24 protein-coding genes and 3 pseudogenes are annotated in these 25,539 nt (G+C 70.2%); 11 read left to right on the forward strand and 16 right to left on the reverse strand.

All coding sequences use genetic code 11. From position 1 onward, the window contains the following. Positions 1–16: 16 nt before the first annotated feature. Positions 17–451 carry a barstar family protein gene (locus AB0N90_RS30650; protein ID WP_365202121.1) on the forward strand — a complete coding sequence of 145 codons (435 nt, stop codon included), beginning with the start codon at positions 17–19 and terminating at the stop codon, positions 449–451. 159 nt (positions 452–610) lie between these two features. Here the strand turns inward: AB0N90_RS30650 and AB0N90_RS30655 are convergent, their stop codons facing one another. Both AB0N90_RS30655 and AB0N90_RS30660 read right to left on the reverse strand, forming a co-directional pair. Further along, positions 611–3,058: a glycosyltransferase family 4 protein gene (locus tag AB0N90_RS30655; RefSeq protein ID WP_365202123.1), complete on the reverse strand. Its 2,448-nt coding sequence runs from the start codon at positions 3,056–3,058 to the stop codon at positions 611–613. A 197-nt stretch (positions 3,059–3,255) separates the two neighbouring features. Continuing rightward, complete coding sequence (locus AB0N90_RS30660; protein ID WP_365202125.1) at positions 3,256–4,512, reverse strand: nucleotide sugar dehydrogenase; 1,257 nt, start codon at positions 4,510–4,512, stop codon at positions 3,256–3,258. Between the two features lie 66 nt (positions 4,513–4,578). Here AB0N90_RS30660 and AB0N90_RS30665 point away from each other — a divergent pair, with 66 nt between their 5' ends. Next, a complete protein-coding gene (locus AB0N90_RS30665) occupies positions 4,579–5,352 on the forward strand; it encodes a glycosyltransferase family 2 protein (RefSeq protein ID WP_365202127.1) in 774 nt (257 codons plus the stop codon). A gap of 142 nt (positions 5,353–5,494) precedes the next feature. On the opposite strand, the gene AB0N90_RS30670 is transcribed toward AB0N90_RS30665, so the two are convergent. The 9 genes and pseudogenes from AB0N90_RS30670 to AB0N90_RS30710 form a co-directional block, all read right to left on the reverse strand. Then, the gene (locus tag AB0N90_RS30670; RefSeq protein ID WP_365202129.1) at positions 5,495–6,331 is read right to left on the reverse strand and encodes a TauD/TfdA family dioxygenase; all 837 of its coding nucleotides are present in this window, start codon (positions 6,329–6,331) and stop codon (positions 5,495–5,497) included. A 3-nt stretch (positions 6,332–6,334) separates the two neighbouring features. After that, positions 6,335–6,607, reverse strand: a complete 273-nt coding sequence (locus AB0N90_RS30675; RefSeq protein ID WP_365202323.1) for a hypothetical protein — start codon at positions 6,605–6,607, stop codon at positions 6,335–6,337. Beyond that, entirely contained in the window at positions 6,499–7,938 is a 1,440-nt protein-coding gene (locus tag AB0N90_RS30680; protein ID WP_365202131.1) for a DUF6302 family protein, read from the reverse strand. Before AB0N90_RS30680 ends, AB0N90_RS30675 begins: the two co-directional genes overlap by 109 nt. After that, positions 7,935–8,345, reverse strand: coding sequence for an endonuclease/exonuclease/phosphatase family protein (locus AB0N90_RS30685; protein ID WP_365202334.1), 411 nt, complete (start codon positions 8,343–8,345; stop codon positions 7,935–7,937). The genes AB0N90_RS30680 and AB0N90_RS30685 overlap by 4 nt, the downstream gene beginning before the upstream one ends. Positions 8,346–8,443: 98 nt before the next feature. Continuing rightward, a pseudogene (locus tag AB0N90_RS30690) lies at positions 8,444–8,809 on the reverse strand (endonuclease/exonuclease/phosphatase family protein); the annotation flags it as partial. A gap of 394 nt (positions 8,810–9,203) precedes the next feature. Continuing rightward, the gene (locus tag AB0N90_RS30695; protein ID WP_365202133.1) at positions 9,204–9,854 is read right to left on the reverse strand and encodes a hypothetical protein; all 651 of its coding nucleotides are present in this window, start codon (positions 9,852–9,854) and stop codon (positions 9,204–9,206) included. A gap of 410 nt (positions 9,855–10,264) precedes the next feature. Beyond that, positions 10,265–10,498: a hypothetical protein gene (locus AB0N90_RS30700; RefSeq protein ID WP_365202135.1), complete on the reverse strand. Its 234-nt coding sequence runs from the start codon at positions 10,496–10,498 to the stop codon at positions 10,265–10,267. Continuing rightward, entirely contained in the window at positions 10,495–10,932 is a 438-nt protein-coding gene (locus AB0N90_RS30705; protein ID WP_365202137.1) for a hypothetical protein, read from the reverse strand. The genes AB0N90_RS30700 and AB0N90_RS30705 overlap by 4 nt, the downstream gene beginning before the upstream one ends. A gap of 52 nt (positions 10,933–10,984) precedes the next feature. Beyond that, complete coding sequence (locus AB0N90_RS30710) at positions 10,985–11,443, reverse strand: ATP-binding protein (RefSeq protein ID WP_365202138.1); 459 nt, start codon at positions 11,441–11,443, stop codon at positions 10,985–10,987. Between the two features lie 252 nt (positions 11,444–11,695). Between AB0N90_RS30710 and AB0N90_RS30715 the strand changes: the two are divergent. The 5 genes and pseudogenes from AB0N90_RS30715 to AB0N90_RS30735 all read left to right on the forward strand — a co-directional run. After that, positions 11,696–11,758 (forward strand): annotated as a pseudogene (locus tag AB0N90_RS30715) (hypothetical protein); the annotation flags it as partial. Between the two features lie 388 nt (positions 11,759–12,146). Continuing rightward, on the forward strand, positions 12,147–13,010 hold the full coding sequence (locus tag AB0N90_RS30720) for a hypothetical protein (protein ID WP_365202336.1): 864 nt from the start codon (positions 12,147–12,149) through the stop codon (positions 13,008–13,010). Further along, on the forward strand, positions 13,007–13,891 hold the full coding sequence (locus AB0N90_RS30725; RefSeq protein WP_365202139.1) for an aminoglycoside phosphotransferase family protein: 885 nt from the start codon (positions 13,007–13,009) through the stop codon (positions 13,889–13,891). The genes AB0N90_RS30720 and AB0N90_RS30725 overlap by 4 nt, the downstream gene beginning before the upstream one ends. Positions 13,892–13,999: 108 nt before the next feature. Further along, positions 14,000–14,283: pseudogene (locus AB0N90_RS30730) on the forward strand (IS5/IS1182 family transposase); the annotation flags it as partial. Positions 14,284–14,297: 14 nt separating this feature from the next. After that, positions 14,298–14,564, forward strand: coding sequence for a hypothetical protein (locus AB0N90_RS30735; protein WP_247594053.1), 267 nt, complete (start codon positions 14,298–14,300; stop codon positions 14,562–14,564). A 136-nt stretch (positions 14,565–14,700) separates the two neighbouring features. Here AB0N90_RS30735 and AB0N90_RS30740 read toward each other — a convergent pair whose 3' ends face one another. Then, positions 14,701–17,313: a CHAT domain-containing tetratricopeptide repeat protein gene (locus tag AB0N90_RS30740; protein WP_361673706.1), complete on the reverse strand. Its 2,613-nt coding sequence runs from the start codon at positions 17,311–17,313 to the stop codon at positions 14,701–14,703. Positions 17,314–17,387: 74 nt separating this feature from the next. On the opposite strand from AB0N90_RS30740, the gene AB0N90_RS30745 reads away from it, so the two are divergent. The 3 genes from AB0N90_RS30745 to AB0N90_RS30755 are packed head-to-tail and all read left to right on the forward strand — an operon-like array spanning position 17,388 to position 19,968. Beyond that, positions 17,388–18,812, forward strand: coding sequence for a S8/S53 family peptidase (locus AB0N90_RS30745; protein ID WP_365202140.1), 1,425 nt, complete (start codon positions 17,388–17,390; stop codon positions 18,810–18,812). Then, the gene (locus AB0N90_RS30750; protein ID WP_172427708.1) at positions 18,809–19,447 is read left to right on the forward strand and encodes a sigma-70 family RNA polymerase sigma factor; all 639 of its coding nucleotides are present in this window, start codon (positions 18,809–18,811) and stop codon (positions 19,445–19,447) included. The genes AB0N90_RS30745 and AB0N90_RS30750 overlap by 4 nt, the downstream gene beginning before the upstream one ends. Beyond that, positions 19,444–19,968, forward strand: a complete 525-nt coding sequence (locus tag AB0N90_RS30755) for a hypothetical protein (RefSeq protein WP_365202142.1) — start codon at positions 19,444–19,446, stop codon at positions 19,966–19,968. The genes AB0N90_RS30750 and AB0N90_RS30755 overlap by 4 nt, the downstream gene beginning before the upstream one ends. A gap of 12 nt (positions 19,969–19,980) precedes the next feature. Here the strand turns inward: AB0N90_RS30755 and AB0N90_RS30760 are convergent, their stop codons facing one another. From AB0N90_RS30760 to AB0N90_RS30775, 4 genes are all read right to left on the reverse strand, one after another. Further along, the gene (locus AB0N90_RS30760; protein WP_365202144.1) at positions 19,981–21,207 is read right to left on the reverse strand and encodes a cytochrome P450; all 1,227 of its coding nucleotides are present in this window, start codon (positions 21,205–21,207) and stop codon (positions 19,981–19,983) included. Positions 21,208–21,315: 108 nt separating this feature from the next. Then, positions 21,316–22,095 carry an N-formylglutamate amidohydrolase gene (locus tag AB0N90_RS30765; protein WP_365202145.1) on the reverse strand — a complete coding sequence of 260 codons (780 nt, stop codon included), beginning with the start codon at positions 22,093–22,095 and terminating at the stop codon, positions 21,316–21,318. 183 nt (positions 22,096–22,278) lie between these two features. Then, entirely contained in the window at positions 22,279–23,418 is a 1,140-nt protein-coding gene (locus AB0N90_RS30770; protein WP_365202147.1) for a homoserine O-acetyltransferase, read from the reverse strand. After that, positions 23,419–24,729 carry a bifunctional o-acetylhomoserine/o-acetylserine sulfhydrylase gene (locus AB0N90_RS30775; protein WP_365202148.1) on the reverse strand — a complete coding sequence of 437 codons (1,311 nt, stop codon included), beginning with the start codon at positions 24,727–24,729 and terminating at the stop codon, positions 23,419–23,421. A gap of 348 nt (positions 24,730–25,077) precedes the next feature. Here AB0N90_RS30775 and AB0N90_RS30780 point away from each other — a divergent pair, with 348 nt between their 5' ends. Next, positions 25,078–25,533 carry a hypothetical protein gene (locus AB0N90_RS30780; RefSeq protein WP_365202150.1) on the forward strand — a complete coding sequence of 152 codons (456 nt, stop codon included), beginning with the start codon at positions 25,078–25,080 and terminating at the stop codon, positions 25,531–25,533. The last annotated feature ends 6 nt before the right edge of the window (positions 25,534–25,539 follow it).

Below are 25,539 nucleotides of genomic sequence, written 5' to 3' on the forward strand. Positions count from 1 at the left end.
GAAAGGTTGAGGAAACGTGCAGTGGCGACCGATCTCTAGCGTCATTCCAGGGCTGTCTGCCCCGCCCTATCTGCTTCCAGAGGCGGGCCGAGACGAGGTCAGGCGTTGCGTAGAGGGTCAGGGATTCGAGGTCCGATGCGTCGATGCCTCACGCTTTCAATCCGAGCGTGACGCCTCTCTAGCTGTTGGGCGAGAGCTTGACTTCCCGGGCTACTTTCGTGGTGGCTGGGATGGATTCTTCGACTTGCTGTCTGCCGAGTTCCAGGAGAAGCCGCGCCGATTGATCGTGGGGCTTCTGAACTCGGATGTTCTTGCAGGTCGGGATTTGCGCCTGTTCGTCAACACGTCGTGGCATCTTCAGAATGCGACAGAAACGATCGAGTCTGAGGGTGGCGGTGAATGGCAGCTGGAATTCTTCCACTGGGGGTCTTGGTGCCCAGAGGGGGAGTGAGGTTGGCTCTCTGCCCGTGATCGCGTTGTGAGCGATAGCGAACTGCAGGCCCTGCCGGAACCTTCCGGTGGGGCCTGTGCGGTGTCTGACGGCAGTAGTTGACGGCAACGTCAGCGGACGCCAGCGGCGCAAGGTGGCGGTTCGTCGCCGTCGGTCCCATTACGATGCTTGCTTGCTGCCAAGGCAGGGGGAAGAGGGGCGATATGGTGCTTTTGCCGGAAACTGTAAAAGTCCACGAAAACGCGTCTGCGGAGCGATAAAGCCGCAGGTCAGAAAGCCTGCTCCCCGCGCCCGCGGGGATGATCCCTGGTTCACAACCGGCCGGAAGTGGCGTGAGGTGGCTCGGAGCGTCAGTTCGCGAAGTTGGCGGCCCGTGGTAGTGATGTCGTATCGGCGCGCGTTATGAAGAGCCGCCTTGGCCAGGGCCTTACGCCGGTGAAGGTCCCGGCCCATTTCGTCTAGGGCTATGGCCAGCGAGCGCGGGTCGCCAGGAGTGAAGGGGACGCCAGTGTTCCCGAGGATCTCCCTCGCGCCGGGAAGATCGGAGTAGGCAACCGGAAGTCCGTGGGCTTGGGCCTCAATGAGGACGAGCCCGAAAGCTTCCAGACCTCTGGTTGTGGAAACGAAGGCATCGAAGTCCGGTAAACGGCGCCACAGTTCCGTGCGGGGCAGGAACGGATCGAACTTGACCCGGTCCTGCAAGCCGAGTTGGACAGCTCTTTGTTGCAGATGTTCCCGCAGGGGCCCTTTGCCGATCACAGTCAGACAGTGGGGCTGATCGGTGAGAGCGAGGGCTTCGACGGCCGTGATCGTGGACTTGTTGTCGTCAAGGCGACCGGCGTGCACCAGAGACAGGGGCCCGGCCCCCGCGGGCGGCTGATCGCGTACCTGGGCATCGGTCAGACGGATGCCCCACGGGATGACGGTGATGCGATCGGTGAACCGGCGTCCGGTGAGGCGATCGATCTGGCTGGCGAGGTCGGAGGTCGGGGTGACGATCGTGGTGCTGGCGGCGGCGACCTCGTTCATGGCGTCGTGTTCCGCTGGGCTGTGCTCGGCCGCCATCACCTCTGGGCCGTGGGCGATGGCGATGATCGGAATAGTGCCGGCGCTTCGGCTGAGGGCCAGGCTGAGTGCGAACCCGACGTACTGGGCGTGGATGGCGTCCGGCCGGAGCTGCTCGATGAGTGCCCCGACCTCTTGGGTCAGTTCGTCAACGTAGTGGTTGAAGCCGGGGCCCTGGGGGCGCTTTGTCGCGGAGAGGGGGATCAGGTGATCGAACGCGGCCTTCCACGCCTGATCGACTGGTGCCCTGCCGAGGAAGGTCGAGTGAGTGCCGGGCATGGCGCGGTAAAGGTCGTGGACGAGGATCAGGCTCCCGGACGAAGGCTCGGAAGCGCGGTTGATGCCGGTGACGATGGTCAGGGGTTTGGCGCTCATGCGGAGATCCCCTTGATGGATGGCCGGTGGGCGGGGAGCGAGCACGGGGCTGTGGCCCGTGGGGCGGCGGTGGTCTTGCGCCCGTGGTGATGAGGTGGTGCCCACCACGACGCCAGGTGCGGTGTGAAGACGGCGGTGATCTCCTGAGCCGGATGCAGGAAGCCTTTGCTGTCGCGCTTGGCGATCCAGCCGCTGACCGCTGACCGCTGACCGGGGGTAGACGGGGTGTACCCCGATCTCGCCCTTTGGAAGGATGCCGTTGAAGGGCGTGGGAATGCCCTCGTGGTTCCAGTAGTCCCATGCCTCCAGCGCCTTGGCCTTTTCGAAGCAGTGATAGAGCTGCTGGTAGCGCGGCATGTATCGGATCTCGCGGAAGATCATCTGGCCGATCAGTCCCGGCGCGACTTGCTGGAGCGTGCCGAGATCGGCGCCTTGGAAGGCGACCGATGCCGCGTCCTGGGACGGGTGCAGTGCGGTCCGGGCGAACAGGTGGGACAGCCGTTGCCGCACATACTCGGCGACCCCTGGGGCGAGCGACGGTTCCACGCTGTCGACGAGCTGGACGAGCTGCTGGTGGCGCGGATGGAAGCGGGCGAGGTCGAACAGCTGGTGTATGCCGTCCACGGCGGCGAACGCGATCCTCTTGTACAGCCAGTTGTTCAGCTCCCCGTTCTGGGCGTAGGTCTTGGTCTCCGGGGTTGCGGAGTGAAGCATGAGGTACTCGGACAGCACCTCGAAGTAGAGGTAGCCGAGGAACGGCACGGCGGGCACGGCGGCAGCCAGCTGGTCGATGAACTCGGCGGCCGCGGCGCGCAGACCGGCCATCAGGACGTGGTTGAGATGGTCGTTCTCAGCCGGGCTGAGGAAGTTCTGGTAGCGCAGGTGGATGGCGCCGAGATGCAGGTAGTCCACGCCCTTGGTGGGTATGGGAGCGTCCGGGGTGACCTCGAAGATCATGGGTGTGGTGTTGGGCTTTGTCCGCATCAGGTAGGCGCCGAGGTTGTGCGGGTACAGTCCTTCGCGCCGATGGGCCAAGGGGGAGCAGTACAGGGCTCCGACCAGGCATCCGGTGGAGACGTGCAGTTCTCCGCTGGTGCGGATGGCGGCGATGTCCTTGGTGACGTGCAGCAAGTACATCGGCCTGCCGCTGAGGAGCGTTTCGGCCATCGCGTTGTGCTGGATCAGCCACCCGTTGGGGGTGTCACCTTTCAGGTAGCGGCGTCAGTCGCCCTCGCTCTCGGCCAGTGAGGCAGGAGCCGGGCGCTGCGCGGGCTTGGTGTAGTCCGTGTGGGCGTGCTCCCATTCGTCGCGCAAGGGAACTCCTGGGGTCGACGTCAGTTGGTGGCCGGGGGAACTGGGGAGCTTTACAAGGTCTCGACGTTTACGCCGGACAGGCGATTGCGGCAATCGAGCACGTACGGCGCGTTTATTTCGATCATTGAGAGATCGAACAGTGTGTGATCCATGAGGAGCACCACGGCGTCAGCGGCTGCTACCTCCTGCGGGTTCGCATCGACCAGGGGCACGTTCAGCTTCCTGGTGTCGCTCTCCGGGACGTTCGGGTCGGCGCCGCGGACCTCGGCACCAAGGCCGATGAGGAGCTCGGCGACCCGAGCTGAAGGGGAGATACGCAGATCGGTGGCGTTGTACTTGTAGGTCAGGCCGAGCAGCAGAATGCGGGATCCCTCAACGGGCAGACCGCGCTTGCCGAGGCCGTCCACGATCCGCTGGACGACATAATCGGGCATATGCCGGTTCACGTCGTCGGCGAGGTCCACGAACCGGAAGGGGATCCCCAGCTCCTGCTCGATCTTCCATGAGAGGAACAGCGGATCGACGGGCAGGCAGTGCCCGCCGGCTCCCGGCCCCGGGGTGAACCGCGTGAAGCCGAAGGGCTTGGTCGCGGCGGCATTGATCGCCTCCCAGACATTAACGCCGAGGGGCGCCGCCAGCGTCGCCAGCTCGTTCACGAGCGAGATGTTGACCAACCGGAAGGTGTTCTCCAGCAGCTTCGCCAGCTCGGCGACCTTGGGCCCGGACACCGGGACCGTGGTTTGGAAGATGCTGTCGTAGAAGCCCCTGATCACGTCGAGAGACTTGGCGTCGATCCCGGCCACCACCTTCGGTGTCCCGTCGAACGAGAACCGCTTGTTTCCCGGAGCGATGCGCTCGGGACTGAATCCGGCCAGGAAGTCCTCCCCGGCCCGCAGGCATGACGCCTTCTCCAGGATCGGAACCATCAGTTCCTCGGTGCAGCCGGGGTAGGTCGTCGACTCCAGGACCACGGTCGCACCGGGGCGAAGACACGCACCCAGGGTCCGCGTGCAGTTCTCGATGTAGGAAAGGTCAGGCACGCCATCCCGCAGCGGGGTCGGCACAGTGATCACCGCGATGTCGTAGCCGGCCAGCGCAGCAGTATCGGTGGTCGCCCAGTAGCCGCCGGAGTCCAGCACGGCGCGCAGCCGCGCGGAGGTCACGTCCTCGACGTAGGAATGGCCGGCTGTGAGCTGATCGATCCGATGGGCGTCCACGTCGTAGCCGATCACGCGGTGTCCCACCTCCGCCGCGCGTACGGCCAGCGGGAGCCCCACGTATCCCTGACCAGCGACGACTATCTGCATGTCAGCTCCTACTCGGTTGCGGTGCTTGAATGGACCGTCATTCCTGATCTGGCAAGGAGATGCGCTGTGCCTCTGGTGTCTGTCGTGATGCCCGTCTACAACTCGGCGGCCACCCTCGGCGCAGCCGTCCGGTCGGTACTCACGCAGACCCACAGCGACCTGGAGCTGCTGGTCACCGACGACCAGTCCTCCGACGGCTCCATGGACCTGCTCCGGGAGTTTGCCGAGCAGGACGAGCGCGTCCTGCCGGAGCCGGCACCCGAGCGGGGCGGCGCGGGCCGTGCCCGCAACCTCGCGATTCAGCGGGCCCGCGGGGATTACATCGCGTTCCTCGACTCCGACGACATGTGGTTGCCGGAGAAGACCGAAAAGCAGCTCGCCTTCGCTGCGGACGGTGACGCGCCCTTGACGTTCACCTCGTACTACAAGATGGACGCCGACTACGACGGCGAGAGCACCGACTGGGTCCCGAACGGACGCGTGATCCGCGCACGGGAACACGTGGACTACCGCGCGATGCTGCTCCGGGACTACATCGGTGCCCTCACTGCCATGTACGACCGCAACGTCTTGGGCATGAGGCTGATGCCGGAGATGCGCAAGCGCCAGGACTACGCGCTCTGGCTGTCGATCATGCGGCACGGCGCTGACGCCCGGGGCTTGGCCGAGCCGCTGGCGGTGTACCGGGCCCATCAGGCTGGCTCGCTATCCTCCAACAAGCTGTCCCTCGTGCAGTACAACTGGGCCCTGTATCGCGAGCACGAGCATCTGTCGGTCCCGCGGGCGACGGTGGCGCTGACCGGCGCTGTGTGGCAGTCGTTGCGCAACTCCCGCGTCTGACCTCCTGGACGGAACCGGCGAGCCCGGTGCACGGCCGTTTCCCAAGGCGTCCGACCGGGCCCCGCCCCGCGGCCGTGCTGCGAGTTCGAGGGCGCAGGGCCGCCGGGGCAGAGCTGGGTGAGCCAGCGGTGCCGTCGGCCGGCTACATGGCCGGGCCATCGTCGGCCTTCGCGCGCAGGAAGAGCTGGAGGAGCAGTCGCCGGTCGGCGGTCGGGACGGTCTCCTGGCCGCTGTGGAGTGCTTCCCGGCCGTGCAGGAAGCGGCGCTGATTCACGACGAGGTAGTCCCCGGGCTGGAGTATGAAGGAGACCTGCCCTCGGACCAGCTCGTCGGCGAGTTCCCTCGCGGCTTCGGCGTGCGCCGGGCAGAGTTTTGACCGCTCCAGCATCTTGGCGCTGAACCGGACGAACCCTTTGCCCAGGTTGGAGCCGTCCAGGATCGGGAACGGCTTGTACTCCTCGCCGACACCGTAAAGGTCGAAGAAGGTCCCGTAGTGGTAGGCCGACTCCGTCAGCAAGGCACGGCAGTCCTCCGGCAGACGCGCCGCCGCCGCGTGGGCGTCGGAGAGGATGCTGGGGCCGCCGCCGAGCGGGTCGGGGCGAACGCACAGGAGTGTGGTGAAATCCGGTGGCAGGGTCGCGTTCACCAGGTCCATGTGGAAGGCGTTGTACCCGATGCCGCTGGACTTACCGGGGTCCTTGTCGGCCTTGACCCCGATGTCCTTCCAGAGAGGCCACCGGGGGAAGAGGGAGAAGGGGACCGCCACCTCGGCTGCGAAGCTCGTTGCGATCCGCAGGAACCGGTCGTTGTCGGTGCCCAGTTCCTTGGCGAGGTTCCCAAGGCGCAGCACGGCGTACCCGCCGCCCTCTCCGGTCAGCGCGTGGTGCCGCGTCACGGCGGTCTCCTCGAACTGCGGGGTGGCCGTCAGGTCGGTCCGATACCGCTCCATGGTGGACGTCGCCAGGAACGAATCGTCCATTCTCTATGGCGGGAGAGGAAGGGCGATCAGAGCGGCTTCGAGTTCGCTCGGGATGTCGATGAACACGCGGAGCTCCCTGTCTCTTGGGGTTTTCGCTGGATCGTCTGGACGGCGCGACCAACCGGTATTGGATCGCCGGACGTCATCCGGGGCCACCGGACAGGCGATCAGGGGCTTGGCCCTGACGCTGCGCGGCCGGAAGGCCACGCCGGCCACGGCCAGGGTTCGGTGCGCGAAGCTGTACGAGCGGCCGATCTCCTCGGCGAGTTCACAGATCGACTCGTTAGCGGCGTACCGGTTCTCAGCCCCTTGGCCGCGGTGGGCTGTTGCTCGGGTTTGAGCGGCACGTGGTGGCGCGGCAAACCGACCTCTTCGTCAGGCACGCCCGGTCTCCGCCTTGAAAGTTGCCAGCGGTGTGTCGGCACGAGCCCGGGCTTCTCCAGGGACCAGTCCCCGAACAGTTTGCCGATGGTGTGGGCGCTGCGGGGTGTGAAGGCGAGCCCGGCTGCGCGGAACGGGTTGATGAACCGCGACATCGCGTTGTCCTCGCCGAAGTCGGCGGCGTGGGTGATGGACAGGGCACTGCCCGGCGCCAGCCGTTCCCGCAGCACGGTCATGGCCTGCGTCACGGTCTCGTCGCTGTCGATCCAGAGCAGCACGTCATGCAGCAGGACGGCGATGGGGCGGCTGAAGTCGAGGAGGTACTGGACCCTGCCCGAGTCGAGGAACTGCCGCATGTACCGGATGTCGGCGCTCACCCACGCGGGACGGCGTGGGTCGTCCTCGAGTCGGTGGCGGACCCTTCCGAAGATGAACGTGTCGTGGTCGACGTAGACCGTGCGCGCGGTGCCCCCTCGGTACTGGGCCACCAGTTCATGGAGTGCGGCGTAGGAGGGGGCGTCGTCCATCGGCAGGGCGTCGCTCAAAGGATGGCCACATCCCAGGTCGAGGTACTGGTCGATGCCCCGGGCGGCGAGTGTTTCCACGATGGCCGGCTGATGGGCGCGGTTGATGGCTGCGGCGGTCTTGAGGGTCTGCCTGTCGTGTTCGGTGAGCGATGCGACCAGGCGCTGGTCTGACAGGTAGTTGTCCCGGCCGCCGAGGAGCACGTCGTAGACGCGGCCTCCGGCGGGTGCGGACAACTCGCGCTCCGGCAACGGTGTGACGGGGACGCGCGCATCTCGCCAGGTCTGCTCGGTCACATACGCGTTTACACCGGCCGGGTGGTAGCCCAGCATCTGCGCCATCCGTCTGCCGTGGTCGTCCCTGGTGCCGGTGTGCAGGCCCCACGCGATGTGACACGGGTCGTCGATCTCGTTGCCGTGGCTGTCGTCTCGCAGGTACGGGAAACCCGGCTTGCCGGCCAGTGCCTGAAGGACCTGTCGGGCCTGGGTCCAGCCGGCCACGCTCACCCGGCCCGCCACTCGCCGGCCGCCGACGGGTACGGCCAGGCAGGTGCCGTCGATGCCCTCCTCGCCCAGCCGGATCTCGATCGCATGGTCGAGCAGCTCCGGATCCGCCAGCCGTTCCGCCAGGACAGCTCGTCCGTGCGCGGCCCCGGACAAGGCGCCGTTGCCGGTCGCGCCCTGGTGTGCGTTGTCCGTCATGAGCTTGCTCCCACCATCACGTCGCATACCACCGGGAGGTGGTCCGACAACTCCCGGGCCCCAGGCGTGTCATGGATGAAGTAGTCGGACACCGCCAGGCCGGAGACCAGGGCGTAGTCCAGGCGCCAGGGCACCGGCTCGTTGGAGTACGCGTATCCGACACTCGCGGCCTCCGGGTCGCCGAAGTCCGTCTGCGGGTCCTGCCAGCCACTTTTGAGCAGTACCTGGACGGCACGCCGGTCCGCACGGCCGAAGGCCCCGTCACTTTTGACGAACCGGTACCGCGACTGCAGGTTCGCCGGGACGAGCGACCAGTCGGGCGGTTCCCGGTCCGGTGTATTGAGATCACCCAGGAGCAGCGCGCCCCGTGGCGCTCCCGGGAAGGGGCCGCCGTAGTCGGTGAGCATGCGGGCTTCGTTGAGCCGCGCGTCGCCCGAGGACCAGCTGAAGTGGGTGGCGAAGGCGGTGAAGTCGCTGCCGGGGTCGTCGCCGACCGCGACCGGGCGAGCCAGGCGCGGATCAGTGCGTGGTGGAAGACCCCCTCGCCCACGATCCAGTGGTCCATCACCCGGACGCTGGAGGGCCGGATCAGCAGTGTGGTGCCGTTGGGCGGGCCCGGGGCCCTGCGGACGCGTGTGGGCGCCATGTCGACGGGGACCATTCCCAGTTCGTCCGCCAGCCGGCGCAGGTGGCGGTTGGTCCACCCCGTGCACTCCTGGAGACTCAAGACGTCCGGGCCCAGGTGGGCGAGCATCTCCGTCTGCGCGCGAAGGCGCGTGTCGTCGCCGGCGTGCAGGCCGCCGAGTAGCAGGTTGTAGGTGATGGCACGCAGGGGGACGTGTGTTTTCAAAGCGGTCAACTTCTCCTCCACAGAGCTTGATCAGGAGCGACCGTGGTGGCCGTCTGCTGGGGGAGACGGGGGCACCACGGAGATCGTGGGCAGGGGTGCGGCCAGAGCCGGAGCTCGACCGGCTACGAGGGCGGCCCCACAGCGGTGGACCGGCTGTCGGCGGGGGCGGCGGCCGGCACAGCCGGGGCCAGGTCGGTGATCCGCGGCCACACCGCGGCCTCGCGGTCGAGCCGCGTGGCGCCCGGGCCCAGGCCCGGCTCGAGCTGGCGCTCGCCCGTCAGGCCGGCTGACTGCCATCGCTCAGCGCCGTAGTCGTGTCCGCATACTGGCGACCACTGGACCGGAGTGGCCTCAGCCTCGGCCTGGCCGTGCGTCGGCCGTGAGCCGACCACCGCGAGCTGCGGTGGCCTCCGGGTCATCGGGCCACCGCCCTCAGTGCCGGCACGTAGCGGCGCAGGCCCTGCGTGGGTGCGACCGCGGTGAACGAGACCACGGTGGTGCGGCGCAGCTCACGCACGGCATGGCGGGCGACGACGAACGACAGGTCGGGGGAGTCGTAGCCGACCACGGCACCAGGTTCGGGCACGCCCGGCTCGCCAGGGCGGGGGTGGAGCATTCCACGCACGCCGACCGGCTCGGCCTCCCGCACGCGCAACTGCACGTGGCCCCCGCGCAGTTCGGGGCACAGACGTGGGGACTTCTCCGCACAGGCCTCGCACACGGGCGGGATCGCGGTCCGCACGCCTTCCCAACTCGTCGTCACCGTGTCGAGCAGGGGGAGAAGCCACAGCATGCCGCGCCCATCGCGGGCCGCTGGCTCGTTGCAGCCCGCGCAGCGGAGATTCTCCATCGTCTCACGCTGCCGCCCCGGGTGGAGCTCGGCGTAGTCGGGCCGGCCGGTCGTCGTACCAGCGCACAACTCCCACAACACGCCGTCCACGTCGCGCGCCAGGGCATCGTGCGCAGGATCGGCGTACGACACCCCGGCTACGGCGACCACCACCTGGACGGGTAATCGGAGCTCTCCCGTCCGCGGCGTCACATACGGCGCTACTGGCTCTTTCACAGTGCTACCTCGATCATCGGCACCCACGGTGCAAGCGGATTTCAAAAAAAGGGGGGCTTGGTGCCGCGCTCGCCAGTGCCCTATGCCATGCGCCGACGAGCGCGGAGTTTCAGACGCTGATGCCGAGGCGCGCTGCGAGAGCGGCGTGCGGAGTCGGCTCGGGGCGAAACTGTGCGAGGGCGTCCCAGAGCGGCGCCATGGGGACGAGCCGGTCGCCCGTCGGCGCCCTCAGCCAGTACGGTCCCGGCGCTGCCCGCCGGCTCGGGGACGGCAGCGTGATCGTGTGCGGCGGGCCCAGACACACGGCATGACCGTGCCACGCCCACCGAGCACGGGATCCGGGCGGGACCAGCCAGTACAACCAGCCATTCTCGGGGTCCTCGATCACAGGGCCGCACCCGCCCTGGACCTCATCTATCACCGTCACCACGCACCGAGCCTCCACGACCGAGCTGGGTGATGACGACGTCGAACAGACCGCCCCCGAGCCGCACACGGGCCGCGCTGCGCGCCTCGACCGCGAGGAAGGCCCGGATCACCTCGGCGAGATCTGCCATATCGGCGGCAGGCGCCCGGGCCGCACCTACGCTCTCGTCCAGGGCGCGCATCATCTCCGCCTGGGTGTAGACGGCCGAGATCGTCACAAGCCCACCTGCCTGGGGCGCAGTACGGCGCGGACGGTCTTGCCGGCGAAGTCCGCCCTGGCGAACCAGGTGAGCGTCGCACCCTGACAAACGATGCCCCAAAGCCCGCTCCCGACCTCGCCGGTGATCGCTTTGTCGAACTGGGGGAATGTGGGGTTCGGGTCCGTCACGTCGATCAGCAGTTCGCGGGTCTCGGTGATGCTGAGACAGGTGCCGAAGCGCTGCTCGGCCGCAGCGCGGATGAGTGCGTGCTGCACGGCGTTGTCGACGAGGGTGTGCAACACGTCGACCGCGAGGTTCTGGTCACCAGACCGGCCCAGAACGGTGAGCAGAGTCTCCGCCTGGATGCGGGCTGATGCGGCAGCGCTCGAATCCGCAGGGAGACCCATGGGGATCTCGCGCAGGACCGGGGCGGTCACCACGGCGGGTTCCATCTCGGAAAGTCCTTCGGTCGTAGGGAGGGGAGTCACAGGGCTCTACCGCGAGCTAAGGCGTTTCCAAGGTCACCCACACGTCCTTGCCGCGGTCGGTGCTGGAGCACCCGAACTCGCCACAGATCGCGCGAAGGAGAGGAATGCCACGCCCTCCTTCCTGGTCGTCGTCAGCCAGGAGAAGGTTGGGGCGCCTTGGCTCAGGGTCGCTGACGCAAAGGAAGAGGCCACCGGGAGTGCGGGAGAGCATGAGCCGCACGAGCACGGTGGACTGGTCGGGCTGGCGGGCGTACTTGAATGCGTTGGTGAGGAGCTCGGACGTGGCGAGGCTGACCTGCCACTCGTATCCGGCCAGGCCCCAGAGGGCGAGGTGCCTCATCACGATTTCGCGGGTGGGCTTCACGGCCGCAGCCGTGAGCTGAAGGTCTATCTCAAGGACTCCTGGGCGGCTACGGGTCAGCGCTTGCGTCCCATCAGCCACGGTCTGCGAAGCATCCAGTAGGTCTGCGTTCACGGGAGTCCACCTCGTCCTACGAAAACTCACCAACGGGTTCGTGTTGCGGTGTGTACTGGTGTTGAACCAGCCAGCAACCATTGAGACAGGTGTGAAGGCCAATGTGGAGATGCTGGTTCCGAGAGCTGCAGTTATCGGATTCCGAAGACAGAGAGGCCTTTTATGCCTCGTCCGCAGAAGCAACCCGCCACCGGCGTTTCACCGCAGAAGTGGTTCGGTGAAGAACTACGACGGCTTCGCAGGAACAGCGGGATGTCTGCCAAGACCCTGGGCAAGTTGGTGCAGGTCAGCGACGATGTCATCTACGCCGTCGAGACGGCAAAGTACCCTAGTTGTCGGCTCGACCTCGCCAGAGCTCTGGATGAGGTCTTCGACAGCGGAGGTCTGTTCGAACGTGCGTGGCCGATGGCCTTCCGGCCCGACGAATCCGATAAGAAGGGCCCGATTTCCGAGAAAAGGACTCCGGCAGGGGCGGAGGCGCCTGTCCAAGTCCATGAGGGCCGCATCCTGGGCAGAAGTAGTTCGACACCTTCAAGTGAAAGCCTGAGCCCCGTGGACCGTCGCGCCCTGCTTCTCGGCGGCCTCGCCGCCCTCGCCCCTGTAGACCTCGTCAGCCTCGTCACCCCGACCACCGAGCCGGAGACACCAACGGTGATCCGCCCACGTGAGATCGCGCTGCTTGAACGTGCGGCCGACCATATCCATGCCTTGGACAACGCCCACGGTGGTGGGGGCGCTCGTTGCGGAAATCGCCAACCGGTCTCTCGCCTGGGCGGCCACCTTGCTGCCCGTCAAGTGCACGGAGTCGCTTTGCCCTCAACTCCTCTCCGCTGTAGCCCGGTTGGGGCTCGTCGTGGGAGCCAGCCAGTTCGATGCCTACGCCCATGACGACGCGCGCGTCTCCTTCCGCCTCGCAGCGGAATGCGCCGAAGAGGGTAAGAACTGGCACCTGCGCGCGAAGACCTACAGTTTCATGGCCCGCCAAGCGATCTGGGTAGGCGACCCGGATACAGGTCTCACCGACGCGGAGAAGGGGCTGGTGCGCGCAGACCGGATCACCGCAACCGAGCGCGCGATGCTGCACACGGCCCGCGCCAGGGCTTTCGGGAAGATGGGCGATGTCAGCAACACGCTCATGGCCGTAGGCGATGCCGACGCTGCGTTCGAGCAGTCCGACCCCTCACAGGACCCGCCATGGATGGCGTACTACGACCATGCGCAGCATCACGGCGACACAGCCCACGCGCTGTACGACCTGGCCGTCCGGGCCGGACAAGACCCCGGTCGAGCAGCCGAACGCTTCAAAATCGCGGTTGAGGGACATGGGCAGGCTTTTGCCCGTTCGCGGGCAATCTCCCGTACAAAGTGGGCATCGCTCAGCATGGCTATAGGAGACCCGCACGAGGCCGTCGTACTGGGGCACATGGCCCTGGACGACGTGGGGAAGCTGACCTCGTGCCGAGCCGCCGATGACCTCCGCGAGCTCGCACGCTTCGCAGGCAGGCACCGCACGCTGAGCGAGGCCGTTCACCTGCGCGAGCGCATCGCCGTCACGGTGGCCACGTGACCAGGGCCACGCGCTCCGATCGCGCCGTGCTCGAAAAGGCCTGCGAGGCGGCCGGCTTCGATCCTGTAGGGGCGGAACCCATCCGTCTGGCGGAAAACGCGATATGGCGACTGCCCGGCGGGGCGGTCGCTCGGATTGCACGGTCAGACCAGGGGGCCGCAGCCGGCCGTGAGGTCCGGGTGGCACGTTGGCTTGAGAGGAACGACGTTCCCGCGGTGCGAGCGCTCGACGTAGTGCAACCGGTCATGGCTGCCGGCCACCCCGTCACCTTCTGGCAGGAGCTCCCGCCGCACGAGAATGGCAGTATCGCCGACGTCGTCGGTCTCCTGAAACGACTTCATGCGCTGCCGAAACCCGATCATCTCAACCTCGGTGCCCTGGACCCTTTTGTCCGCGTTGCTGAGCGCATCGACGCTGCCACGACCCTGTTCGACGACGATCGCCAGTGGCTGCGGGACCTGCTGCACGACCTGGAAGGCAGATGGGCCGATCGGCCTGTGGGGCTGCCGGAATGCGTGGTGCACGGGGACGCCTGGGTGGGGAACGTCGTGGTGACAACCGATGGGCCGTTGCTGATCGATTTCGAGCGGGTGTCTCTCGGGCCGCCGGAGTGGGACCTCGTCTCAACCGCGGTAAAGCTGACCACAACAGGCAGCTTGAGCCGCCCGGAGTACGCCGAGTTCTGCGCCGCGTACGGTACGGACGTCACAAAGTGGGACGGGTATGAGCTCCTGTCCGCTGCTCGGCAGCTGCGCATGACGACGTATGCCGCCCAGCATGCCGCCACCTACAAGGAGTGGCGGGCAGAAGCCCAGTACCGCGTGGACTGCCTTCGCGGCCGCGCCGGTCACCCGCCATGGCGGTGGAAAGGGATCATGTAGCCACCTGCCGGATCTAGCGTGTGTCTCTTTGATGGGTTGGTCAGTTGATCGGATGCGTCTGTCCGATGAGTGATCACTGATGCGGTGTGGGACCGGATTGAGCCGCTGATGCCAGCCGATCCGGTCCGGGGACGACGGTGGGCGGACCACCGTCGCACCCTCGAAGCCATCCTTGGAAGTATCGAACCGTGTCGGTCGACTCCACCGTCGTCCGGGCCCACCAGCACGCCGCTGGAGCACTCAAAAAAGGGGCGACGGGACGCCGGAAACCGGCCGACCACGCACTCGGACGCTCCCGCAGAGGCCTGAGCACCAAGGCCCACCTGGCGTCCGACGGCCGGGCCCGGCTTCTGCCCTTCACCGTCACCACAGGCCAGGCCGGTGACGCGCCGGCCTTCGAGAGGTGATGAACCGAATCAGCGTGCCCCGCACCGGTCCGGGCAGACCCCGAACCAGACCTGCGGCCGTCCTCGCCGATCGCGCCGACTCCTCGCGCGCCGTCCGGGCCCATCTGCGGCGCCGGGGAATCCGTACCGTCATCCCGCAGCCGTCCGGCCAGACCGGCCACCGCCGACGACGAAGCCGGCACGGCGGCCGCCCGCCCGGCTTCGAGCGCGAGGCCCACAAACAACGCAACAGCGTCGAACGCCGCACCAACCACCCCAAGCAGTGACACGGCCCAGCCACACAAACCGACAAACCCGCCATCACCTACCAGGCCCCACTCCACCTCGCCGCCATCCCCATCCGGACCCACCACTGACCAAAGAGACAGGACCTGGCCGAAACTCCTTTACCGCCGAGCTGACTCAGGCCGCTCCGAACGCCGCGAACGCCCACCCCGTCGCCTGGTGCACGGTGTCGGACGGCAGGGTGGTCCGGGCGTCCCGCAGCGACTCGGCCAGCGAGAGGCCCGCGGTGAGGCCCTTGTGCAGGGCGAGCATCAGGGGGATCACCGCGGCGTCGTTGACCGGGGCGCTGCTCGCGACCACCCCGGCCGTGCCCAGTGGGAGCAACGCCGTGACCAGGCCGAGGAGTTCATCGGCGCCGACCGAGGCGAGCCGGGCGGTGTCGCAGCTGGAGAGGATGATCCGGTAGGGGCTGCGGGCCAGCCGCTCGAAGTCGTGCACGATCAAAGGGCCGTCCGACATCCGCAGCGCGGAGAACAGCGGGCTGTCGGCGCGGAAGGTGCCGTGCGCGGCGAGATGGGCGAGCCCGGCGCCGTCCAACTCGGACAGTACTCGGGGGACTTGGGCGTCGTCGCCCTCCAGGACCGTCGCCGTGCCGTAGCGGTCGGCGAGTTCGGGCACCTCCGCGCCGCCGGTGGCGAGCCCGGGGCCACGCACCAGGACGGTACGGCCGTCCCGCGGCGGCTCCGTCTCCCGGGCCCGCAGCCAACTGCCCGCCGACGGCGACACGCTGAGCACCCGGTCGCGCAGCGCGGGCAGCAGCGCCCACGGCACCCGGTGCAGCGCGCCCGGCGGCACGATCACCACCGGGCCCGCGCCCAGGTGCGGCACCGCCCCGGCGAGCAGCAGTTCCTGGAGCCGGGCGCCCGCCGCCTCCACCAGCGGCAGCCGCGCCTCCGCACCCGGGTGCGCGAGCCGCCGCAGCCCGGCCTGGACGTACTCCGCCTCGGCCACCGCGTCCGCGAGCGGCCCGCCGACGAACCGCCGTACCCTGCCCCGGCCGCACAGCAGCACATGCACCCGCCCCCGCACCACGGCGAGTTCGACCAGCCGGTCCTCGCCGAGCCGGTCCAGCAGCCGGGGCACGTCGAAGCGGGCCCCCTCGTGCGGGGCGGAGCCGCGGATATGGCGGGTGCGGGAGCGGATCTCCCGTTCCAGGCGCCGCTGTTCCCGCTCCAGGGCCGGTACCGGACGGCCCTCCATGCGGGACTCCTCCGCGCGGGCCGCTATCTCCCGGTACGCGGTGAGACCGCTGAGCAGTGCCGGGTCGGCGGGCGGCCGGGTCGGCGGGGTGGACAGCACGGTCGCCCGCCACCGCTCGCTCCACTCAAGGAGGCGCCGGGGCCTGTCGTCGGTCAGGCTCACCTCCTGGGCCAGCGCGGCCAGTTCGGCGCCCTGCGCGGTCACATGCGCGCGCAGCTCCGAGGCGCCCAGCGTCATCCGGTGGTCGTCCAGGACGTCCAGGCCGTGCCGGCACGCCTCCAGGACACCCCGCCGGGACCCGGCCGCGCGCGCCCGCAGCGCCTGCGCCGCCCAGCCGGTCATCCGGGCCGTCGGCGATCCGCCCCGACGGCTGCGCGCGGCGACCGCCAGATGCCGTTCCGCGTCCGCCGTCCAGCCCAGCGCCAGCGCGATACGGCCCGCGAGCAGCGACGCCTCGGGCGCCGCGGGCGAGCCGAAGGAGGCCAGCCGCTCCGCCACCGCCGCCGCGTCCCCGACCAGCCGCCCCGAGCGCCGCCCGGCCGCCACCCGCGCCTCGATCAGCACGAGCCGGGCGTGCGTCTCCCACCACAGCCGCCGCTGCGCCGCGAACAGCCGTACGGCGACGGCCGCGCGGGCGATCGCGGTGTGCGCGTCCCCGGCCGAGCGGGCCGCCCGGGCGGCGGCCAGCAGCAGCTCGGCCTTGCGGGTCGACTGCCCGCCCAGCCGGTCCAGCAGGGCGATCGCCGCGTCCGCCTCGGCCAGCGCCTCCGGGGCGAGCCCCGCGGCCATCAGCACCTCGCAGCGCCGTACCGACAGCATGTAGGTGGGCGTGCCGAGCTTCGCGTACCGCTCCTCGGCCTCGTCGAGCAGCCGCAGCGCGAGGGGGATGTCCCCGGAGCGGAACGCGGCCAGGCCCCGGCTCTCCACCGCGTCCGCCTTGTCGTGCTCCTGGCCCGTGGTGTCCCACAGCCGCTCCGCCGCCGTGAAGTCCGCGTCGGCCCGCTCCACCGCGCCGAGCGCCAGATGCACCGTGGCCCGCAGGGTCAGCGCCCGCGCGGTCCAGATGTCGTCGCGCAGCTGCCTGAGCACCGGCAGCGCCCGCCGTACGTCCTCCAGCGCCTCCGGGTGGTGGCCCAGCACCCACCAGACGTACGCCCGCCGGTACAGCACCCGGGCCCGGGTGTGCCCGGTGCCCCGCGCGACGCCCCGCTCGAAGGAGGCGAGCCCCTGCCGTGTGCGCCCCGCGTGCACCAGTGCGACCCCCAGGGTCGCCAGCACATCCGCCTCCCGGTCGGCGGAGTCGGCGCGCGCGGCCAGGTCCCGGGCCCGGCGCAGATGGGTGAGCGCGATCCGCAGATCGCCGAAGTCCCGCTGCCAGATGCCGAGGACCTGGTGGGCGATGCTGGCGGGCAGCGGGGCCGGGGCGGATTCGAGCAGCAGTTCGGCACGCGCCCGTGCCTCGCCGGGGTCGGCGAACACCAGGGGCAGCAGTTGGAGGGCCGGCTCGCTTCCCGCTGTCACGCCTCGCATGGTAGTGGCCTGTATCAGACGGCGGACCGGCGGCTCTCACTCTCGTACACCGCCTTTCAGGGGGAGGACACGGCATGGCACTCCAGCGATACCGCGAACAGTTCGATCACATCCAGCGCTCGATGCCCGACGTCCCGTTGGCCATGGGCCCGGACGACGACGCCCATCCGCTGTACGAGAAGGGGATCGTCCTCGCCCGGTCCGGGGAGGAGGCCCGCGCCGTGGAGGACTCGGTGCGCGCCCACTTCACCGAGACCCGGGGACTGCTGCCCGACCATGTGCGCCGCGACGGCCCGGACGGCGGCCGCACCGGCGTCACCCGCATCCGGGTCGGCGCCCCCGACCTCGGGGACGACGTGGTGCCGCACGCCCTAGGCGCCCTGCGCGCGGCCGAGGAGCGGCACGGGCGCCGGCTGGTCAGCCGCAACCATGTGGTGCACATCGCGGTCAACGCCTGCCCCGGGGACGAACCGGTGCCCATCGCGCGCTCCGCGGCGCCCAACCCGGCCGCCGCCGGGACCGGACACGACCCCGCCACCGCCGTCCGCGTCCTGGTGGTCGACACCGGTCTGGTGCACGACCACCACGCCTACCCGCTGCTCGCCCACACCACCGGCGACACCCAGGCGGCCGAGACCGACGGCGGCGGGGTGCTGCGCCAGTACGTCGGCCACGGCACGTTCATCGCGGGCATCCTCGCGGCCGTCGCGCCCAACACCGACATCACCGTCCGCGGCACCCTGAACGACGCGGGCGCCGTACTGGAGTCGGAGTTCGGCGCCCGGCTCTTCGAGGCCGTCGACGGGGCCGGCTGGCCCGATGTGATCAGCCTCTCCGCGGGCAGCCCCGCCCCGGGCCTGCACGGGCTGCTCGGCCTGGACGCGTTCATGCGCGAACTGCGCGAGCAGCGCACCCTGCTGGTCGCCGCCGCCGGGAACAACGGCAGCGATGTGCCGTTCTGGCCCGCCGCGTACTCGGCCCTGCCCGAGTACGCGGACAGCGTCGTGTCGGTCGGCGCGCTGCGCTCGGACGGCGAGGGCCCCGCCTGCTTCAGCAACCACGGCCGCTGGGTCCGCGTCTTCGCCCCCGGCGAGCGCCTCACCAGCGCCCTCACCGGCTTCGGCACCCCGGTGCCGTACCTCTACCAGCACTCCACCTACGACGACTGCCGGTACGGCTTCGACTACTCCTGCACCTGCCAGTACCCGCGCCACACCGGCGCGTTGAGCGAGGCGCGGGAGAGCACCGGGGGCAAGCCGGACCAGGTGATGTTCGACGGGTTCGCGCAGTGGAGCGGCACCTCCTTCGCCACCCCGGTCGCCGCCGGGCTCGTCGCCGCCCTGATGACCTCCGAGCGCGAGCGCGATCCCCGTACGGCGGGCGCCCGGCTGCTGGCGGACGCGACCCACCGCACCGACGTCCGCGGGGCGAAGGTGCGCGCGCTCCGGCCGCCCACCTGGCGCCCGGTCCCGGTCACGGCCCCGGCGCTGCCCGCATGAGCGCCGGAACCCTCCGTTCCACGGCGTACCATGACGAGCCCTATACGAGGGGTGGAGCCGTGGACCGAACAGAGGTCGGCGCGCTCGTCCGGTCCGCCGTCGACGGGGACGCCGCGGCCTGGAAGGCGCTGGTCGAGGGCATGAGCCCGCTGGTGTGGTCGGTGGTGCGCGCCCATCGGCTCTCCGACGCGGACGGGCACGAGGTCTACCAGACCGTGTGGTTCCGCTTCGCCCAGCATCTGGGGCGGATCCGGGAACCCGACAAGACCGGCGCCTGGCTGGCGAGCACCGCCCGCCATGAATGCCTGAAGGTCATCAAGGGCATGACGCGGCTCACCCTCACGGATGATCCGCAGGTCCTGGACCGGGCCAGCGACGACCGTACGCCGGAGCAGACACTGATCGACTCCGAGGAGGCGGCGGACCGGGCCGAGCGGGTCCGCCGCCTGTGGCAGGAGCTGGACGAACTGGGCGAGCGCTGCCGTCAGTTGCTGCGCGTACTGGTCTCCTCGCCGCCGCCCAGCTATGTGGAGATCTCGGCCGCGCTCGGCATCGCGGTCGGCAGCATCGGCCCCTTGCGCCAGCGCTGTCTGCGCCGGCTGCGGGCCCGGATGGACCAACGGGGTGCGGCATGAACAAGGACAACGGGTTCCCCTGCGACGGGGCGGACGGGGACGGCGAGGAGTCGGCGGACGCGCTCTCGGCGGACGCGCTGCTGGAGGCCACGGCGGACGCCCTGCTGGAGGAGGAGCTGCGGCAGGCCGCGGCCGTCCTCGACCCCGTGCCCGGCTTCCTGCGACAACTCGCCATCGAGGCCTACGCCTTGCGGGACCTCGACGCGCGGATCGCCGAGCTGACCTTCGACTCGCTGGTGGACGCGCTGCCGGTGCGCGGGGTCACGGACGCGCCGCGCATGCTGACGTTTCGCGCGGGGGCGCTCACCGTCGATGTCGAGGTCACGGGCGAGGGGCTGATCGGGCAGGTGCTGCCGCCGGGTTCGGCGCGGATCGAGGTGCTCGGCGGTCCGGGCGCCGCCCGCCCGGTCACCGTCGACACCCTCGGCCGCTTCATCAGCGACGCCCCGCCCTCCGGGCCCTTCGCCCTGCGGCTGCGCACCGGCACGGAGGTGATCGTCACGGAGTGGCTGCGGGCCTGAGCGGGGACCGGCTCACCAGGTCACCGGCAGGGTGCGCGGCCCCCGGATCATCGTCTGCTGCCGCCACCGGACCTCCTCCGGCGGCACGGCCAGCCGCAGCCCCGGCAGCCGGTCCAGGAGCGTGTCCACCAGCAGTTCCAGCTGGAGGCGGGCCAGGACCGCGCCGGTGCAGTAGTGGTGGCCGTTGCCGAAGGCGACATGCGGGTTGGGGTCACGGTCCGGGGCGATGCCGTCCGGGTCGGGGAAGACCGCCGGATCGCGGTTGGCGGTCAGGTAGGAGACGTAGACCGCCTCGCCCGCGGCGATCCGGTGCCCGGCGATCTCCACGTCCTCCAGGGCGATCCGGGCGAGTCCGACGGTGCTGCGGTGCGGGATCCAGCGCAGCAACTCGTCGAACACCGGGCCGCGTTCGTCGGGCCGTTCGCGCATGCGGGCCATCAACTCCGGCCGGGTCAGCATCAGATAGAGCATCTGCCCGCAGTTGTGGGTGACCGCCTCGCCGCCGATCTGGAGCGGACCGGCGAGCCCGACGGCCTCCTCCTCGCCGATCTCACCGCGCGCCACGGCGCCCGCGAGCAGCGAGTAGACGTCCTCCCCGGCGCTGCGCGCGCGGGCCCGGACGATCTCGGTGATCCAGCCGTACAGGCCGTTCTTGGCCCGGTCGGCGGCCTCCGCGCCCCCGGACAGGGAGATGATCTGCCGGGTCCAGTCGTGCACCTGCTCGCGGTCGGTGCCGGGGACGCCCATCACCTCGCTGACGATGTACAACGGGAACGGCTCCAGCACCCGTTCGACCAGGTCGGCGGGCGGGCCCTCGCGGACCATGCCGTCCACCAGCTCGTCCAGGATCTCCTGGGCGCGGGGCCGCAGCCGCTTCATCGCGCCGACCGTGAAGGCACCCGCGATGGGCTTGCGCAGCCGGTTGTGGTCCGGCTGGTCGGCCCAGGCGAGCGAGCCGGGGCGGGGCGCGAAGTTCGGCGCCAGCCGGGTGACGCGGCCGCGGGCGACCTCCGCGCGGCTGAACCGGGGATCGTTGGTGATCAGCTTCACGTGTTCGTAGCGGGTGGCCAGCCAGGCCCAGCCCTCTCCGAACGGCAGCCGTATTCGGGTCAGCGGTCCCTCGCGCACCAGTCCCGCGAGCACCGGGTCGAACTCGGTGCCGTCCAGATCGATCGCGGGCCAGTCCCGCACGGGCGGCGGTTCCTGGCCGGTGGGCGCGCTGGTCTCCATGGTCGTCATGCCCTCCACGATGGGGTGGGGCGCGGCGGGTGTCGTGCGGGACTGCTCCAGGCGGAGGGTCCACGGCGCTTCGACCGGCGTGGCTGCGGGGATTTCGACCAGGTCCGGCTAGAGGGCGTCGAGCAGGGCGGCCAGCGCCGCCGCGAGCCGGTCGAGGCCCGGTCCGGCCGGTCCGCCGGGCTCGTCCATGTAGGTGTCCCGCCGCAGCTCGATCATCAGCGCCTCCACGCGGGGATCGCTGCCGTAGTACGCCAGTGGCACATAGGTCCCGGCGAACGGGCTGTCCAGCCCCGTCTCCCCGCACCCGGCGAACGCCTCGCGGGCGGCGGCGAGCAGCTTCGGCGGGGTGTGGAAGGGGTCGGTGCCCAGGCACACCGGCGGCCGCGGGCCGTCACCGTGCAGCTCGTAGGGGAGCGCCCGCGCCGGGTAGGAGTGCACATCCACGATCACGGCCCGCCCGGTCGCCGCCAGCCGCCCGGCCACGGCCCGCGTCATGGCCTCGGCGTACGGCCGGAAGTACCGCTCGACCAAGGGCCGCGGGTCGGTGTCCGCGGGCCGCAGCTCCGCGCGGTGCGTGGTCCGCGTGTACACGGCGCCCATCCCGACGGCCAGCATCTCCTCCCGCTCGTCCGGGAACCGCTCCGGATCCACCACCAGCCGGGACAGCCGGTTCACGAACCGCCATGGCATCTGCCCGGCCGCCCCCGCCGCCCGCCCGGCCAGCTCCGCGGTGTGCGCGTCCGTGAGGTGGTCCAACTCCCGCTCCAGAGCGGCGTCGTCCAGCAAAATCCCGTCCCGGACGTCCCGGGGGATCGCGCGGGCGGAGTGCGGCACGTGCAGCAGGACGGGGGAGCCGGCGGCACCGGGCAGGAGTTCGAACGCGGGCATCGGCGGCTCCGGGCGTCGGCGGTGGGGTCGTTGTCTGTGGCGTGATGGTCAGTGGCGTGGTGCAGGATCGCGGCAGGAAGGAACATACCTTCCCGAGACCGGGCGGCCCGCCGATCTGCCCGGGCGTACGGCTTCGGGAAGGCGGACGTGGAGGAGCTGATCGCCCCGCGCGAGTGGTGACGATCAGCCCAGCAACTCCGTGACCAGCGCGCCCACTTGCGCCGTCTCGATGAGGAACCCGTCGTGCCCGTACGGCGATTCCACCACCCGGGTCCGGTCCGCGCCCGGGATCGCGGCGGCCAGCTCGTGCTGCTGGGCGAGGGGATAGAGGCGGTCGGAGTCGACGCCGGCGACCAGGGTGGGGGCCGTGACACGGGCGAGGGCCGAGCGGAGGCCGCCGCGGGCGCGGCCGGCGTCATGGGCGTTCATGGCCTCCGTGAGGACGACGTAGCTCGCCGCGTCGAAGCGTCGTACCAGCTTCTCGGCGTGATGGTCCAGATAGGAGTCCACCTGGTAGCGGCCGCCCCGCCAGGGGTGCTCGGTGCCCTGCGGGGCCCGGCCGAAGCGGGTGGCCAGTTCCGGCTCGCTGCGGTAGGTGACATGGGCGAGACGGCGGGCGAGCCCGAGACCGGTGTGCGGGCCGCGGGCGGCATCGTGGTAGTCGCCGCCCCGCCAGTCGGGGTCGGTGCGGATCGCCCGCAACTGGATCCCCGCCCAGGCGATATGCTCCGCGCTCGCCGCCCCCGTGGTGGCGAGCAGCAGCAGCGCCCCGGTGCGCTCCGGGTACGACGCCGCCCACTCCACCGCCCGCATCCCGCCCATCGAACCGCCCGCCACCAGGGCCCAGCGGTCGATGCCGAGCGCGTCCGCGAGCGCCGCCTCCGCCGCGACCTGGTCGCGCTGGGTGAGGAACGGAAAGGCGCCGCCCCACGCCCGGCGGCCGTCCGGACGCGCCGAGGACGGCCCCGTGCTGCCCTGGCAGCCGCCCAGCACATTGGGGGCCACCACGAACCACCGGTCGGTGTCCAGCGGCCGCCCGGGTCCGACCAGCGGCTCCCACCAGCCGGGCGTGGGGTGCCCGGGTCCGGCGGGACCGGCGACATGGCTGTCGCCGGTCAGCGCGTGCAGCACCAGCACCGCGTTGGACGCGTCCGGCGCGAGCCGCCCCCAGGTCTCGAACGCGAGGCGCACGCCGGGGAGTTCACCCCCCGCCTCCAGCGGCAGCGGCCGGTCGGCCGTGAACCACCGCCGGTGGCCCGGCGGGTCCCCCTCCCGCCAGGCCCCGGTGGCCGGCAGCCGCTCGGTCGCCGTGACCGCGTTCACCTACGCGCCCTTCGCCGCGCGGAAGCCGGCCTCCAGATCCGCCTTGAGGTCGGCCAGGTTCTCGATGCCGACCGACAGCCGCACCAGACCCGGCGCCGTGCCGGTGGCGGCCGCCTCCTCCTCGGTGAGCTGACTGTGCGTGGTGGACGCCGGGTGGATGATCAGACTGCGTACGTCCCCGATGTTCGCGAGATGGCTGAACAGCTCGACCGCGTCCACGAACCGCTTGCCCGCCTCGATCCCGCCGCGCAGCTCGAAGGAGACGATGGCACCGGCCCCGCGCGGCAGGTACTTCTGCCCGGCCTCGTACCACGGGCTGGACTCCAGGCCCGCGTAGTGGACGGTCGCCACCTCGTCCCGCCGCTCCAGCCACTCGGCCAGCGCCTGCGCGTTGGCGGTGTGCCGCTCCAGGCGCAGGCTCAGCGTCTCCACGCCCTGGAGCAGCAGGAACGCCGAGTGCGGGGCGAGCGCCGGGCCGAGGTCGCGCAGCAGCTGCACCCGCAGCTTCACCGCGAACGCGCCAGGACCGAGCGCGGGCCAGTAGCGCAGCCCGTGATAGCTCGGGTCCGGCTCGCTGAAGTCCGGGAACCGGTCCGCGTGGGCGCCGAAGTCGAAGGTGCCGCCGTCCACCACCACACCGGCGACCGCGGTGCCGTGCCCGCCGAGGAACTTGGTCGCCGAGTGCACCACGATGTCCGCGCCGTGCTCGATCGGCCGCAGCAGATACGGGGTCGGCACGGTGTTGTCCACGATCAGCGGCACCCCGGCCGCGTGCGCCACGTCCGCGACCGCCCGTACGTCCAGCACATTGCCGCGCGGATTGCCGAGCGACTCGGCGAACAGCGCCTTGGTGGTGGGCCGGATCGCCGCCCGCCAGGCCTCGGGGTCGTCCGGGTCGTCCACGAACGACACCTCGATGCCGAGCCGCGCCAGCGTGTGCCGGAAGAGGTTGTACGTGCCGCCGTACAGCGCCGTGCTGGAGACGATGTGGTCACCGGCGCCCGCCAGGGTCAGGATCGCCAGGGTCTCCGCGGCCTGCCCCGAGGCCAGCGCGACCGCCCCGACCCCGCCCTCCAGCGCGGCGATCCGCTGCTCGAACACGTCCGTGGTGGGGTTGTGGATCCGGGTGTAGATGTTGCCGGGCTCGGCCAGCGAGAACAGGTCGGCCGCGTGCTGGGTGTCCCGGAACACGAACGAGGTGGTCTGGTAGACGGGGGTGGCCCGTGCGCCGGTCGCGGGGTCGGGGACGGCGCCCGCGTGGATCTGCTTCGTCTCGAAGGACCAGGCGGCGGTGTCGGGCTGCGTGCTCATGGTGCGTGCTCCTCGTGCGCGGGAGGCGGTGACGTGGCACGAGGCAACCATGCGCTCTCTTCGGCCAACAGGCTTACGCGCGAGGCGACATGAGGACGTCATGGACGACACGCGGCCGCAATGTTCCCGACACGGGGCGCGGTTCGGGCGGCCGGCCGTACGTACGGCCGGGGCGAACGTCCATGCGGCGCGCCCGGGGTGATCGTCCCGGCCGGGTACCAGTTGTCACCGTCCCGTCACAGCAGTGGGGGCCGGTGAAACCCGTGACCCCGGTCCGCTATCTCCCTCGATGTCAGCAGATCTTCGATGTCAGCAGATCTTCGTAGCACTCGTAGCAGAGGACGCTCAATGAACCACCGTCATGTCTCCGCCGCTCTCGTCGCCGCCTCGGCCGCGGCCCTCCTCGCCACCACGTGCGGGTCCGCCGGCGCCGCCCCGCGGGAGGGGGCCGGCCACGCCGCCTCGGCCACCACCTGGAAGCCCTGCCACCTGCCCGCGGGCCGGCACTTCCTGAAGCTGGACTCCGCGAAGAACGTCAAGGGCAAGGCCGTCGTGCGCGTCACCCCGCAGACGTGCAAGGTGAACACGAGGAACGACGAGGACGTCGTCTACACCCCGAGCGGCGCGGCCCGTTCGCTCGGCTTCGCGCCGGGCGCCTCCGTCGAGGTGCTGCGCGAGACCACGAGCGTGAAGGTCGCCCCGACATGGCTGGCCAACCACAAGCTCGCCAACAGCCCGTACTTCACCTACCACGTCAACGCCAAGGGCCAGATCACCGCCCTGTCGGAGATCTACCACCCGTAGGCGGGA

It is taken from the genome of Streptomyces sp. NPDC093018 (assembly GCF_040684035.1).
Classification (GTDB): domain Bacteria; phylum Actinomycetota; class Actinomycetes; order Streptomycetales; family Streptomycetaceae; genus Streptomyces; species Streptomyces murinus.

Excerpts from the sequence above, each read along its gene's own strand:
- AB0N90_RS30655 (WP_365202123.1), bottom strand. The coding sequence starts at position 3,058 with ATGGCCGAAACGCTCCTCAGCGGCAGGCCGATGTACTTGCTGCACGTC.
- AB0N90_RS30660 (WP_365202125.1), bottom strand. The coding sequence starts at position 4,512 with ATGCAGATAGTCGTCGCTGGTCAGGGATACGTGGGGCTCCCGCTGGCC.
- AB0N90_RS30670 (WP_365202129.1), bottom strand. The coding sequence starts at position 6,331 with ATGGACGATTCGTTCCTGGCGACGTCCACCATGGAGCGGTATCGGACC.
- AB0N90_RS30680 (WP_365202131.1), bottom strand. The coding sequence starts at position 7,938 with ATGACGGACAACGCACACCAGGGCGCGACCGGCAACGGCGCCTTGTCC.
- AB0N90_RS30685 (WP_365202334.1), bottom strand. The coding sequence starts at position 8,345 with ATGCTCACCGACTACGGCGGCCCCTTCCCGGGAGCGCCACGGGGCGCG.
- AB0N90_RS30705 (WP_365202137.1), bottom strand. The coding sequence starts at position 10,932 with ATGGAACCCGCCGTGGTGACCGCCCCGGTCCTGCGCGAGATCCCCATG.
- AB0N90_RS30720 (WP_365202336.1), top strand. The coding sequence starts at position 12,147 with ATGCCTTGGACAACGCCCACGGTGGTGGGGGCGCTCGTTGCGGAAATC.
- AB0N90_RS30735 (WP_247594053.1), top strand. The coding sequence starts at position 14,298 with ATGAACCGAATCAGCGTGCCCCGCACCGGTCCGGGCAGACCCCGAACC.
- AB0N90_RS30740 (WP_361673706.1), bottom strand. The coding sequence starts at position 17,313 with ATGCGAGGCGTGACAGCGGGAAGCGAGCCGGCCCTCCAACTGCTGCCC.
- AB0N90_RS30745 (WP_365202140.1), top strand. The coding sequence starts at position 17,388 with ATGGCACTCCAGCGATACCGCGAACAGTTCGATCACATCCAGCGCTCG.
- AB0N90_RS30750 (WP_172427708.1), top strand. The coding sequence starts at position 18,809 with ATGAGCGCCGGAACCCTCCGTTCCACGGCGTACCATGACGAGCCCTAT.
- AB0N90_RS30755 (WP_365202142.1), top strand. The coding sequence starts at position 19,444 with ATGAACAAGGACAACGGGTTCCCCTGCGACGGGGCGGACGGGGACGGC.
- AB0N90_RS30760 (WP_365202144.1), bottom strand. The coding sequence starts at position 21,207 with ATGACGACCATGGAGACCAGCGCGCCCACCGGCCAGGAACCGCCGCCC.
- AB0N90_RS30765 (WP_365202145.1), bottom strand. The coding sequence starts at position 22,095 with ATGCCCGCGTTCGAACTCCTGCCCGGTGCCGCCGGCTCCCCCGTCCTG.
- AB0N90_RS30775 (WP_365202148.1), bottom strand. The coding sequence starts at position 24,729 with ATGAGCACGCAGCCCGACACCGCCGCCTGGTCCTTCGAGACGAAGCAG.
- AB0N90_RS30780 (WP_365202150.1), top strand. The coding sequence starts at position 25,078 with ATGAACCACCGTCATGTCTCCGCCGCTCTCGTCGCCGCCTCGGCCGCG.